This window comes from Schnuerera sp. (assembly GCF_035459645.1).
In the GTDB taxonomy this organism is placed as follows: Bacteria; Bacillota; Clostridia; order Tissierellales; family Tepidimicrobiaceae; genus Schnuerera.
This window is the reverse complement of sequence record NZ_DATHXO010000309.1, coordinates 1-12,584: the sequence shown is the minus strand read 5'-3', so window position 1 is coordinate 12,584 and position 12,584 is coordinate 1. Positions and strand designations below refer to the sequence as shown.

Annotated in this window: 11 protein-coding genes; all 11 read left to right on the top strand. The window is 30.7% G+C overall.

What is annotated here, in order from left to right; translation table 11 throughout:
* Window positions 1–29 precede the first annotated feature (29 nt).
* Complete coding sequence (spoVG, locus tag VK998_RS07300) at window positions 30–293, top strand: septation regulator SpoVG (RefSeq protein WP_325227081.1); 264 nt, start codon at window positions 30–32, stop codon at window positions 291–293.
* 155 nt (window positions 294–448) lie between these two features.
* Entirely contained in the window at window positions 449–1,834 is a 1,386-nt protein-coding gene (gene glmU, locus VK998_RS07295; protein WP_325227078.1) for a bifunctional UDP-N-acetylglucosamine diphosphorylase/glucosamine-1-phosphate N-acetyltransferase GlmU, read from the top strand.
* 21 nt (window positions 1,835–1,855) lie between these two features.
* Window positions 1,856–2,803: a ribose-phosphate pyrophosphokinase gene (locus VK998_RS07290; RefSeq protein ID WP_325227075.1), complete on the top strand. Its 948-nt coding sequence runs from the start codon at window positions 1,856–1,858 to the stop codon at window positions 2,801–2,803.
* A 16-nt stretch (window positions 2,804–2,819) separates the two neighbouring features.
* Window positions 2,820–3,389 (top strand): aminoacyl-tRNA hydrolase, encoded by a 570-nt coding sequence (pth, locus tag VK998_RS07285; protein WP_325227084.1) that lies wholly within the window; start codon window positions 2,820–2,822, stop codon window positions 3,387–3,389.
* 30 nt (window positions 3,390–3,419) lie between these two features.
* The gene (gene mfd / locus VK998_RS07280) at window positions 3,420–6,965 is read left to right on the top strand and encodes a transcription-repair coupling factor (protein ID WP_325227071.1); all 3,546 of its coding nucleotides are present in this window, start codon (window positions 3,420–3,422) and stop codon (window positions 6,963–6,965) included.
* A gap of 32 nt (window positions 6,966–6,997) precedes the next feature.
* Window positions 6,998–7,963, top strand: coding sequence for a SurA N-terminal domain-containing protein (locus VK998_RS07275; protein ID WP_325227069.1), 966 nt, complete (start codon window positions 6,998–7,000; stop codon window positions 7,961–7,963).
* A 134-nt stretch (window positions 7,964–8,097) separates the two neighbouring features.
* Window positions 8,098–8,649, top strand: a complete 552-nt coding sequence (gene spoVT / locus VK998_RS07270) for a stage V sporulation protein T (protein ID WP_325227066.1) — start codon at window positions 8,098–8,100, stop codon at window positions 8,647–8,649.
* Between the two features lie 124 nt (window positions 8,650–8,773).
* The gene (locus VK998_RS07265) at window positions 8,774–10,384 is read left to right on the top strand and encodes a putative polysaccharide biosynthesis protein (RefSeq protein WP_325227063.1); all 1,611 of its coding nucleotides are present in this window, start codon (window positions 8,774–8,776) and stop codon (window positions 10,382–10,384) included.
* A gap of 26 nt (window positions 10,385–10,410) precedes the next feature.
* Window positions 10,411–11,880 carry a bifunctional methyltransferase/pyrophosphohydrolase YabN gene (yabN, locus tag VK998_RS07260; RefSeq protein WP_325227059.1) on the top strand — a complete coding sequence of 490 codons (1,470 nt, stop codon included), beginning with the start codon at window positions 10,411–10,413 and terminating at the stop codon, window positions 11,878–11,880.
* A gap of 103 nt (window positions 11,881–11,983) precedes the next feature.
* Complete coding sequence (locus tag VK998_RS07255; protein ID WP_325227057.1) at window positions 11,984–12,262, top strand: HU family DNA-binding protein; 279 nt, start codon at window positions 11,984–11,986, stop codon at window positions 12,260–12,262.
* Between the two features lie 51 nt (window positions 12,263–12,313).
* Complete coding sequence (locus tag VK998_RS07250) at window positions 12,314–12,556, top strand: RNA-binding S4 domain-containing protein (RefSeq protein WP_325227053.1); 243 nt, start codon at window positions 12,314–12,316, stop codon at window positions 12,554–12,556.
* Window positions 12,557–12,584 lie beyond the last annotated feature (28 nt).

Here is a 12,584-nt window from a genome sequence, read left to right as displayed (position 1 = left end):
TTTAATATGGAAGGTGGTGAACTTTAGCTGTGAAAGTAACTGACGTAAGAATTAGAAAGGTTACCGAAGAGGGGAAGATGAAAGCAATAGTATCTGTAACCTTTGACGAGGAGTTTGTTGTACACGACATAAAAATAATCGAAGGGCAGAATGGGTTGTTTATTGCTATGCCTAGTAGAAAAATGCCAGATGGTGAATTCAGAGATATTTCTCATCCAATTAATGCAGAAACTAGGAAAAAGATTCAAGATGCAATTTTTGAAGAATATGAAAAAATTTTAATAACTGAGTAAGAAAGGCCCCTAGGGGTCTTTCTTACTTTCTAAAATCTTAAAAAGTCTTATAATAAAAGAAAAGATTATTAAGAAATTTATATATTTAGTGTGGACTTATAGATTAAATAGGTTAAAATATAATTTGGATAGATAAATATAAAAGAGGTGTTAATATGAATATATCTATAATATTAGCAGCAGGAGAAGGAACAAGGATGAAGTCCAAAATACCAAAGGTATTACATAAAATATGTGGAAAACCTATATTGGAATATGTAATAAATGCAAGTAATAATGCTAATATAGAAAAAAATTATGTAATAGTTGGGCATGGAGGGGAAAAAGTAAAAGAAGAGTTTGATGACTCAGATATTATATTCAAGACTCAGCCTATAGGTAAAGAATATCCTTATGGGACTGGGTATGCCGTTATGCAGGCTATTGACCATATAGAAGATAATAGTAATGTAGTAATTTTATATGGAGATACTCCTCTAATAACAGATAAAACAATAGAAAAACTTATAAACTATCATAATAACAAGGACTATGATGGGACAGTATTAACTGCTTATTTAGAAGAACCTGCTGGTTATGGTAGAATTGTTAGAGATGAAAAAGGTCATATGCTCAAAATCGTTGAGCACAAGGATGCAACAGCGAAAGAATTAAATATAAAGGAAATTAATTCTGGTATTTATTGTTTCAAAGGTGCAAAGTTAAAACATGCTCTTGGAAAAATTACTAATGACAATGCTCAAGGTGAATATTATATAACGGATGTGATTACAATCTTAAAAGAAGAAAATTCAAAAGTTGGGACATACGTTATAGAAGATTCAAAAGAAATTCACGGAATTAATTCTAGAGTTCAATTAGCTTTCTGTGAAAAGATAATGAGAAATAGAATTAATGAAAGTCATATGGAAAATGGAATAACCATAATAAATCCAGAAAATACCTATATAGAACCTGGTGTCAATATCGGAAAAGATAGTATAATATACCCAGGAACAATAATTGTAGGGGAAACTACAATTGGCGAAGGTTGCATAATAGGAGAGAATTGTAGAATAGAAGAGAGTAAGATTGGGAATAAGGTAGAAATACATTCATCTACCATCAGTAAAAGTATAGTTGAAGATAGATGTTTAATTGGACCTTATGCTCATTTGAGACCTAATAGTCATCTAGGTAAAAATATAAAAATTGGTAACTTTGTGGAAGTTAAAAATTCTACAATTGGTGATAATTCAAAAGCAGGGCATCTAGCTTATATAGGAGATGCAGATGTAGGAAAGAATGTAAATATAGGTTGTGGTGTAATCTTTGTCAACTATGATGGTCGTTCAAAGTTCAGATCTTTAGTTGAAGACAATGCGTTTCTTGGTAGCAATTCTAATTTAGTTGCACCTGTAATTGTGAGAAAATGGGGGTATATTGCAGCTGGTTCTACTATAACCAATGAAGTAGAAGAAGGCAATTTGTCCATAGCTAGGGCTAAACAGATAAATAAAAATGGATGGGTAGAAAAAAAAGGTTATAAGGATAATAAGTAAACTAAACAGGAGGAATTTACAATGGAATTACAAAAAGGTCAGATTAAAGTTTTTTCAGGTAATGCTAATAGGGAACTAGCAAAAAATATATGCAAAGAGTTAGATGTGCCTTTTGGTTGTTGCGAAGTAGGCAAATTTAGTGATGGAGAGGTATTTGTAAATATTGATGAAACTGTTAGAGGTAGTGATGTATTCATTATACAACCTACATGTTCTCCAGTGAACGATAATTTAATGGAGATATTAATACTTATAGATGCTTTTAAAAGAGCTTCTGCAGGTCGAATAAATGCCGTGATTCCTTACTATGGTTATGCAAGGCAGGATAGAAAAACTAAAGCCAGAGAACCTATTACAGCTAAATTAGTCGCAGACTTATTAACGGTGGCAGGTATAGATAGAGTAGTAAGTATGGATTTACATGCAGGACAAATTCAAGGGTATTTTGATATTCCCGTAGATCATCTATCTGGAGTACCTATTCTTGCAGAATATTTCAAAGATGTTATAGATAGAGAAACAGTAGTAGTATCTCCAGATTTAGGCGGAGTAGCTAGAGCGAGAAATTTTGCAAATTTATTAGATCTTCCTATAGCCATTATTGAAAAGAGAAGGCCTAAAGCCAATGTTTCAGAAGTAATGAATGTAATTGGTGATATAGAAGGGAAAAATGTTATTATAGTTGACGATATAGTAGATACAGCAGGGACTATAACTAAAGCAGCTCAAGTATTGAAAAATTTTGGGGCTAAATCAGTTTATGGTTGTGCCACCCATCCAGTACTATCAGGGCCGGCGATTGAAAGAATTAAAGATTCAGTAATTGAAAAATTCGTAGTAACAGATACCATACCTTTATCAGAAGAAAGAAAAATAGATAAAATTGAAGCAGTAAGCGTAGCCCCAATATTTGCGGAAGCAATAAGAAGAATTCACATTAATGAATCTGTAAGTATATTGTTTGATTAGTTTATGGGGTGATAAATTGTTTGCAGTAGTTGGGTTAGGAAACCCTGGGAAAAATTATTTAAAGACTAGACATAATGTAGGGTTCAATGTTATAGATTTATTATCTAAAAGGAATAATATTTTAATAAACAAGATAAAATTTAAATCTGTATACGGCGAAGGATTTATTAACGGTGAAAAGGTTATACTTATGAAACCTCAAACTTATATGAATAATAGCGGTATGGCAGTATTAGATTTGTACAACTTCTATAAACTTCCTCTAGAGAATATAATAGTTATAGTAGACGATATAGACATAGAATTTGGGACTATAAGGATAAGGACAAAGGGGAGTGCTGGTTCCCACAATGGATTGAAATCTATAATCTATCATTTACAATCTGAGAACTTTCCAAGGTTAAAGATTGGGGTAGGGACAAAAAAAGAAGGACAAGATTTAGCAGATTTTGTTTTAAGTAAATTTGCTAAAGATGAGAGAATGGTTATAGATACTGCTATAGAAGACGCTGCATTAGCTATAGAGAATATTATAGTTTATGATATAAATAAAGCAATGAATGAATTTAATAAAAAAGGGATATAAGCCCAGGAACTATTCCTGGGCTTAAGGCCTATGCTTAATAATTTAAGGAGCGCTGATATAATGCTAAACATGCTAATTGATCCATTGAAAAATCTGGATTCTTATAAGGATTTAATTAAAGCTATAAAAAAGAAAGATAGTCCTATATCAACTTATGGAATTATTGATGAGAATATAGGGCATATTTCTTATGCGCTGAATCAACATTTACATAAGCAGATTTTGATACTTACTTATGATGAGAGAAAAACAAAAAAAATTTATGAAGACATAAAAAACTTCGATGAAAATATTGTGGAAATATTTCCTAGTAAGGATATATTGTTTTATAAAGTAGATGCTATCAGCTCAGAGAGAACTAATGAAAGATTAAAGGCACTTTCTCGTTTAATAAAAGGAGACCCAATAATTGTAGTTGCCCATATTGAAGGAATACTAAATAAACTTATTGCTCCTAATATATTTAAAAAGCAATCCATAGAACTTGATATAAACAGTAAAATAGTCTTAGAGGATCTGGCTATTAAGCTTGTAAATTCAGGCTATGAAAGGGAAAGCATGGTAGAAGGGGTAGGACAGTTTAGCATTAGAGGAGGAATAGTGGATTTTTATCCACCTAATAGCGAAAATCCTTATAGAATTGAAATGTTTGATGATGAAGTAGATTCAATAAGAACTTTTAATGTTGAAACTCAAAGATCTTTGGAAATGGTTAAGGCTGTATTTATTCCTCCTGCAAAGGAAATATTAATATTAGACGATTATAGGGATGAAACTTTAGAAAACATGGGGAAAGCCTTGAAAACAACTACCAACAAATTGGAAAAAGGTTCTAAGATAAGACAAAACTTAGAAGATAAGTTTAAGGGCTATATGGAGGAACTTAAAGAAAAATTATATATTTCAAATATGGATATGATCATCCCTTTTATACCAGAAAGATATTTATCTAGTATATCAGGATATTTTCAAAATGATAGTTTAGTATTTATAGATGAACCTAGAAGAGTAGAAGAAAGAGTTAATAATATTAAAGAGCAATTTTTACTTAAGTATTCCTATGTTTTAGAAGCGGGAGAAGTTCTTCAAGGGCATGAAAATATCAATTATGAATATATGGATATACAAAAGGATATACAAGAAAAAACATGTATAGCCAATTCTGCATTATTAAAAAGCAAACCTAAAACTCAATTCAAATCTCTTATTAGATTTACAACAAAATCTATGCAATCCTTCCATAATGATATGGGTATTTTAAAAGAAGAATTAAACCATTATAAATATAGAGGATATAAGATTATTATTCTATCGGGTACAGAAGAAAGAGGTAGAAGATTAGAAACGGCTTTGATGGATTTAGATATTATAAGTAGTTATGTTAAAGATGGGTACCGACATATAAAATCGAACCAAATTTTTATAACTAGAGGCAGTATAAATGGGGGGTTCGAATATCCAGATATTAAGATGGCCTTTATTACTGATGAGGAAATATTTGGTTCTTCTAAAGGGATTCGCAAAGGCAAGAAGAAATCAAAAGGTGAAAATATTAATTTCACGGATTTGAAAATAGGGGATTATGTAGTTCATGAGAACCATGGAATTGGTCAATATGAAGGGATTGAGCAACTAAGCGTTGAAGGTATAATTAAAGATTATTTAACTATTAGATACAGAGGGAATGATAAGTTATACGTACCTATAGATCAAATGAATTTAATTCAAAAATATATAGGTGCAGATTCTATTAAACCAAAAGTGAACAAACTTAGCAGTTCAGAGTGGTCTAAGACTAAACAAAGGGCAAGAAAAGCAGTAGAAGATATGGCTAAGGATTTATTAAATCTATATGCTAAAAGAGAGAGTCTAAAAGGGTTTTCTTTTTCAAAAGATACTGTATGGCAAAGTCAGTTTGAAGATATGTTTCCTTACGATGAAACGGAAGCTCAAATTAAAAGCATAGAAGATATTAAGAAAGATATGGAAAAAAAGAAACCAATGGATAGACTTTTGTGTGGAGATGTAGGTTATGGTAAAACAGAAGTAGCCTTAAGAGCTGCTTTTAAAGCCATAATGGATGGGAAACAGGTAGCTTTTTTAGTACCAACTACCATATTAGCGCAACAACATTATAATACTATAATGGAAAGATTCGATACTTTTCCTATAAATGTAGCTATGTTAAGTAGATTTAGAACGGTGAAGGAGCAGAAAAACACTATAGATGGACTTAGAAAGGGGACTATAGATATTGTGGTAGGTACCCATAGGCTTTTGTCTAAGGATGTAATATTTAAGGACTTAGGTTTATTGATAGTAGATGAGGAACAGAGATTTGGAGTTAAGCATAAGGAAACTTTAAAAAAATTAAAAGAGAATGTGGATGTTCTAACTCTTACTGCAACACCAATTCCTAGAACGTTGCATATGTCTCTTATAGGTATTAGAGATATGAGTGTAATAGACGAACCTCCAGAAGAAAGATATCCAGTACAGACTTATGTAGTAGAATTTAATGAACAGATGATAAGGGAAGCTATATTAAAAGAAATGGAAAGAGGAGGACAAATCTATTTTGTATATAATAGAGTAGAAAACATAGATAAAATAGCAGGTATGTTAAAAAAACTAATACCAGAGGCTAGGATTTCGATAGGTCATGGTCAGATGAGTGAAAGAGAATTGGAAAAAGTTATGGTAAACTTTATTTCTAATGAATACGATGTTTTGGTATGTACAACTATAATCGAAACTGGGTTAGATATACCTAATGTAAATACTATTATTATATATGATGCAGACAAGATGGGACTATCTCAACTTTATCAGCTAAAGGGCAGAGTTGGGAGGACAAACAAAGTTGCATATGCATATTTTACTTATGAAAGAAATAAAGTTTTAACTGAAGTAGCTGAAAAAAGGTTAAGAGCTATAAAGGATTTTACCGAGTTTGGCTCTGGTTTTAAAATTGCCATGAGAGACTTAGAAATTAGAGGTGCAGGAAATCTACTGGGAGTAGAGCAGCATGGTCATATAGAGGCTATAGGTTATGACCTTTATGTCAAGTTTTTAAATCAAACTATTAAAAAACTTAAAGGAGAAGATTTTGAAGAGACTATCGATACAACAATAGATTTAACAGTAGACGGATATATATCTTCAAAATATATTAAGGATGAAGAACAAAAAATTGAAATTTATAAAAAAATTGCTGCCATTAAAGCTGAACAAGACTACCATGAGTTAATAGATGAGTTAATAGATAGGTTTGGAGATATACCCAAAGAAGTTAATAATTTAATGGATATTTCATATATTAAAAACAATGCAAGTTTATGTCATATTAAAAACATTAGTCAAACTAGAAATAATGTCAATTTAGAATTTAGCTCTGTAGATTATATTACGCCAGATTTAATCCACTTTTTATCACAAAAATATGGAAGGAAAATTACTTTCGATTTATCTACTATTCCTTCTTTTAACTATAGATTTGATGGAGAATTATTGACTGATTTAAAAGGGTTAATTGAAAAAATTAGAGGTTTCCATAATATAAAAAATACTATATAATATAACTATATCTATTAGAGAGGATGTTATGAGTGTCTAGACTTAATAAAAGACTTTTAATAATAGCAGTAATAATCGCTTTAATGTCTTGGTTAATTTCAGGTTGTATCAATAAAGAAAAAGAAGAAGCTATAATAGCAAGAGTAGATGGAGAAGCAATCACTCAAGAAGAATTTGATGAGGATTTTGAAATGTCGAAAAATGTTCGCCAAAAACAATTTGGAGAGGATATTTTGCTTCGAGAGATGGAAAACAATAAAACCTACGAGGAGATATTAAGGGAAGATATATTAGAAAAATTAATAATTCAAAAAATAATGGCTAAAGAATTGGATAAATTGAATATAACGGTAACTGATAAGGAAGTAAATGAAGCAATTAAAACTTACTATATTGATGAATTAGGCGGTGAAGAGCAATATAAGGAATACTTACAAAATAATGGATTCACAGAGGAATTCTTTAAAAAAGAGCTAAGAAAAACTGTTATGTATGAAAAACATAGAGAAGATTTTTATAGTAAAATTAATCTTTCAGAAGATGAAATAAAAGAGTATTTTGATAAAAATAAAGATTCCCTTATAAAGGTCAGGGTAAGCCATATTTTGGTAAAAACTGAAGAGGAAGGCAATAAAGTATTGGAAAAGCTCAATAACGGAGAAGACTTTCACAATCTAGTTGCTATAGAGTCAGCCGATCCAGACTCAGCAATACAAGGAGGAGATTTAGGTTATTTTACTAAAGGAGAACTGTTAGAAAGTTATAGGGAACTTGAGGATGTAGCCTTTACCCTAGAAATAGGAGAAGTTAGTAGATTAATAAAAACTGAATTAGGATATCATATTATTTTATTAGAAGATAGAAAAGATAGTTATGAGGAATTAAAGGAAGATATAGTTCCTGTGTTAAAATATAACAGATATTTTGAAAAAATATTGGATTTAAGAGAGAAAGCAGACGTGAAAATATATATGGATGATGAGAATAATAAAAATTAATAGAAAAACCTCCACCTTTTGGTGGAGGTTTTCAATTAATGTAAATACTTTAACTTAAGATTACCATAAATGTATAAAAAATTCCTATTAGTAAAATAATAAATACACAATAAATTTTCTTGAGGAGGGAAAAGATGAAGGCAACAGGTATAGTAAGACGTATTGATGATTTAGGAAGAGTTGTTATACCTAAAGAAATTAGGAGGACCTTGAGAATAAGAGAAGGAGATCCATTAGAAATATTTACAGATAGAGAAGGTGAAGTGATACTAAAGAAATATTCTCCTATTGGAGAATTAAATGAATTTTCCAATGAATACTGTGAGTCCTTATATGAAGCTACTTCATTCACTGCTATTATTTCAGATAGGGATCATATAATTGCTATTGCTGGAGGATCAAAAAAAGAATATCTTGATAAGAGAATTAGTCCAGAATTAGAAAGGATTATGGAATCAAGAAATATTTATTTAACTAAAGATAAAGATAAGCCTATCAAGCTATTTTATGAAGATGAAAATTCTAATGAATATACAGCTCAAGTAATAGCTCCAATAATTATGCAAGGTGATCCTATAGGGACTGTAGTATTTATGTCAAAAGAACCTAATGTAATTATGAGTGAAGTTGAAGTTAAGTTAGCTGAAACTGCAGCAGCATTTTTATCAAAGCAGATGGAAAGTTAAAAAAGCCTACCAAATTTGGTAGGCTATATTATTTTATTGGTTTTACTGTTATAATACTATATTATATTAAATATATTTTTGGTATAATGGGTTTAGTTTGTATTAAATATTAGGGGGAAATGTAATGACTAAGAATAATTTTTTAAAGGGAGCAGCTATTCTTGGAATTGCTGGTGCTATTGTTAAAATACTCGGGGCTTTTTATAGAATACCCCTTAGCAATATAATAAAAACAGAAGGAATGGGTTATTATCAGACTGCCTATCCTTTATACGTATTACTTCTAACTCTATCTACTGCAGGTTTTCCAGTGGCTATAGCTAAACTGGTCTCTGAAAAAAGGGCTTTAGGAGATTATAAGGGGGCTCATAAGGTATTTAAAGTAGCTTTTTTAGGATTATTTATTGCAGGACTAATTACTTCTTTATTTGTGTTTCTTAATGCTAAATATATTGTTGAAGCATTGGGTAATATAAATGCATATTATTCCCTCATTGCATTGGTGCCTGCTCTATTCTTTGTTCCTATTATGGCAGCTTTTAGAGGATTTTTCCAAGGAAGGCAGACTATGACTCCTACTGCTTTATCTCAGATAGTAGAGCAGTTTTTTAGGGTAACTATTGGGCTAGCATTAACTTATTATCTATTAGATAAGGGAAGGCCTATAGCTGCTGGTGGAGCTTCTTTTGGAGGCTCTATAGGGGCTATGGCAGGAGCAGCAATGATGATAATAATATATTTATCTAAAAGACAAGAAATAGGTGAAGAGATAAAGACTAGCTTAATCAATAAAGAAGAATCAGTAACTAGAATTGTAAAAGACTTATTATCTATTGCTATTCCTATAACCATAGGAGCAGCAATTGTTCCCATAATGAATACAATTGATACATTACTTGTACTTAAGAGGCTCCAAAGTATAGGATATAGCCAACTAGAGGCCAATGATTTGTATGGGCAGCTTACAGGATTAGCTCAGACCCTGATAAATTTACCTCAAGTTTTTTCTACAGCTTTAGCTATTAGTTTGGTGCCTGCTATTTCTGAGGCAAATGTCAAAAAGAAATTTAATGAAATTAGAAATATTACTTCTTCAGGAATTAGGGTAACATTATTAATAGGGCTACCTTGTGCCTTTGGTTTATTTACTTTGTCAAGACCTATTATAAATTTATTATATTATAAAAATACTGCAGAAAGTATAACTAGTACAGGTGAGATACTTGCTGTACTTTCATTTGGAGTCGTTTTCTTAACTCTAGTTCAATCTCTTACAGCTATTTTACAAGGATTAGGTAAACCTTTAGTGTCTGTAAGAAACTTGTTTATTGGTGCAGTAGTTAAAGTGTTTCTTACTTTTGTTTTAACAGGTGTTGAGAGTATAAATATAAAGGGTGCTGCTATTAGTACATTAATAGCTTATTTTATTGCAGCGTTATTAGATTTAATAAGTGTAAAAAGATATACAAAATTAAAATTGAATAGAAAAGCTGTATTTATAAAACCGCTGATATCTTCCTTAGGTATGGCTTTAACTGCAAAGGTAATTTATTCTGGTTTATTAAGTTTCATTGGAGATAGATTATCAACAATAGTTGCTATTGTTGTTGCAGCTATAATATATGGTATACTATTAATAATGACTGGTTCGTTAACTTACGAAGATTTTAGTTTGTTACCGAAAGGAGATAAGATAGCTAATCAGTTGGTGAAATTTAGATTGATGAGAAGGTAGTTTTATTAAGCAAAGGAGAAATGTATATGGGGAAAATATATATTTTGGGATTAGGTCCTGGGGACATTGATTTTTTAACAGTAGGAGTTATGAAAAGAATCAATAGTGGAGATAAGAATTATTTAAGAACAGAAAATCATCCCACAGTAAAATATTTTGTAGAAAATAATATTAGTTATGAATCTTATGATTATGTCTATGATAAAGAAGATAACTTTATAGGCGTATATGAATATATTGTAGAGGATTTAGTTGATAAGGTAAGGAGACATAAGGTTATTAATTATTTTGTTCCTGGCAATCCTATGGTTGCTGAAAAAACTGTGGAGCTTTTGTTAGAAAAAAAGGGTAAAGATATTGATATTGAGTTGCTAGGAGGAATGAGCTTTATAGAGCCTGTAATTCAATTGGTAAAGAGAGATCCGATTTACGGGCTAAAAATAGTTGATGGAACCTTATTTAATATAAATGATATTGATATTAATGTTGATTATATTATAACTCAAGTGTATAATGGGAGAGTCGCCTCAGATATAAAGCTTATATTATCAGAAGTATATGGAGATGAATATGAGATTTATATAATAAATAGAGCAGGAGTAAAGGATGAAGAAAAGTTATATAGAATTCCTATTTATGAATTAGATAGAATTGATAAGATCGACTCTTTAACTAGTATATATATTCCTAAAGTGGATAAAATAATTAAAAAAATATACGATATTGCCGATATTATTGATACAATGAAATTATTAAGAAGTGAAAAAGGTTGTCCTTGGGACAAAAAACAGACCCATGAGTCCATAAGAGAATCGGTTATTGAGGAAGCCTACGAAGTTGTAGATGCAATCGATAAGGGAGATATGGATGGACTTGTTGAAGAATTGGGGGACCTTCTTTTACAGATAATTTTTCATTCTGAGATTGCTTCAGAAGAAGGGGAATTCAACCTTTACCATGTAACAACTGAATTAAATAAAAAATTAATCTATCGACATCCTCATGTTTTTAATGAAAAAAAAGTAGAAAAATCTGATGAAGTAGTATATAATTGGAATAAACTAAAGTTTAAAGCAAGAGGCATTAATACTTATACTGAGATTTTAAAAGATATACCTAAGCTTCCTTCTTTAATGAGAAGTTATAAAGTTCAGGAAAGAGCAGGGCAGGTTGGATTTGATTGGGATAATGTAGATGGAGCTTTAGACAAAGTAAAGGAGGAGTACTTTGAGGTTATCGAATCCATTAATACCATTGAAGGTGGTGATGTGGAAAAAGTAGAAGAAGAGTTAGGAGATTTATTATTTGCAACGGTAAATGTATGTAGGTTTTTAAATGTAAACCCAGAAGTTGCATTAAACAGGACAATTAATAAATTTATTGACAGATTTGAAATTATGGAATTAAAAAGTAGAAAAATGGGTAAAAAATTAGAAGAGATGACTTTAGAAGAAATGGATATACTATGGAATGAAGCTAAATTACATAAATATTAGCAATTTGATAAAAAATATAGTATTATAAGAAGGATTTTTAAAATCAATATAGAATAACTTTAGTAGAGAAAGTTAAAGATTAGGATAAGAGGAGGAATTTATAATGAATAAAGCTGAACTAGTTGCTAGCATAGCAGAAAAAAGTAATTTAACTAAGAAAGATGCAGAAGGTGCATTAAATGCCTTCATGGATGTAGTACAAGAAACTTTAGCTGGTGGTGAAAAGGTACAACTGGTTGGATTTGGTACTTTTGAAGTAAGAGATAGAAAAGCAAGAGAAGGTAGAAATCCAAGAAATCCAGAAGAAGTAATTCAAATACCAGCTTCAAAGGCACCTGTATTTAAAGCAGGAAAAGGATTAAAAGAAGCTGTAAATAAGTAAAAAAAATCAGGTCTCTGACCTGATTTTTTTTGTAATAAGGAGATGATTGTATTGAGGATTGATAAATACTTAAAAAACTCTAGGATAATTAAAAGAAGAACTATAGCAAAGGAGGCCTGTGAACAAGGAAGGGTTTTTATAAATGAAAAGAGAGCCAAGCCAGGAGATGAAATTAATATAGGAGATATAGTCCAGGTTAACTTTGGTACTGGAGCCATGAAGATTAAAGTGTTAAAAATTAGTGATAATGTAAGAAAAGATGACGCGATAGAATTATATGAGCTTATAGATTAAAGGCTTTGTTCTAAAAGCCTTTTTTTTT

What these genes read in the sequence shown, in the direction of transcription:
- glmU (WP_325227078.1), top strand. Translation starts at nt 449, where the DNA reads ATGAATATATCTATAATATTAGCAGCAGGAGAAGGAACAAGGATGAAG.
- VK998_RS07290 (WP_325227075.1), top strand. Translation starts at nt 1,856, where the DNA reads ATGGAATTACAAAAAGGTCAGATTAAAGTTTTTTCAGGTAATGCTAAT.
- mfd (WP_325227071.1), top strand. Translation starts at nt 3,420, where the DNA reads ATGCTTAATAATTTAAGGAGCGCTGATATAATGCTAAACATGCTAATT.
- spoVT (WP_325227066.1), top strand. Translation starts at nt 8,098, where the DNA reads ATGAAGGCAACAGGTATAGTAAGACGTATTGATGATTTAGGAAGAGTT.
- VK998_RS07265 (WP_325227063.1), top strand. Translation starts at nt 8,774, where the DNA reads ATGACTAAGAATAATTTTTTAAAGGGAGCAGCTATTCTTGGAATTGCT.
- yabN (WP_325227059.1), top strand. Translation starts at nt 10,411, where the DNA reads ATGGGGAAAATATATATTTTGGGATTAGGTCCTGGGGACATTGATTTT.
- VK998_RS07255 (WP_325227057.1), top strand. Translation starts at nt 11,984, where the DNA reads ATGAATAAAGCTGAACTAGTTGCTAGCATAGCAGAAAAAAGTAATTTA.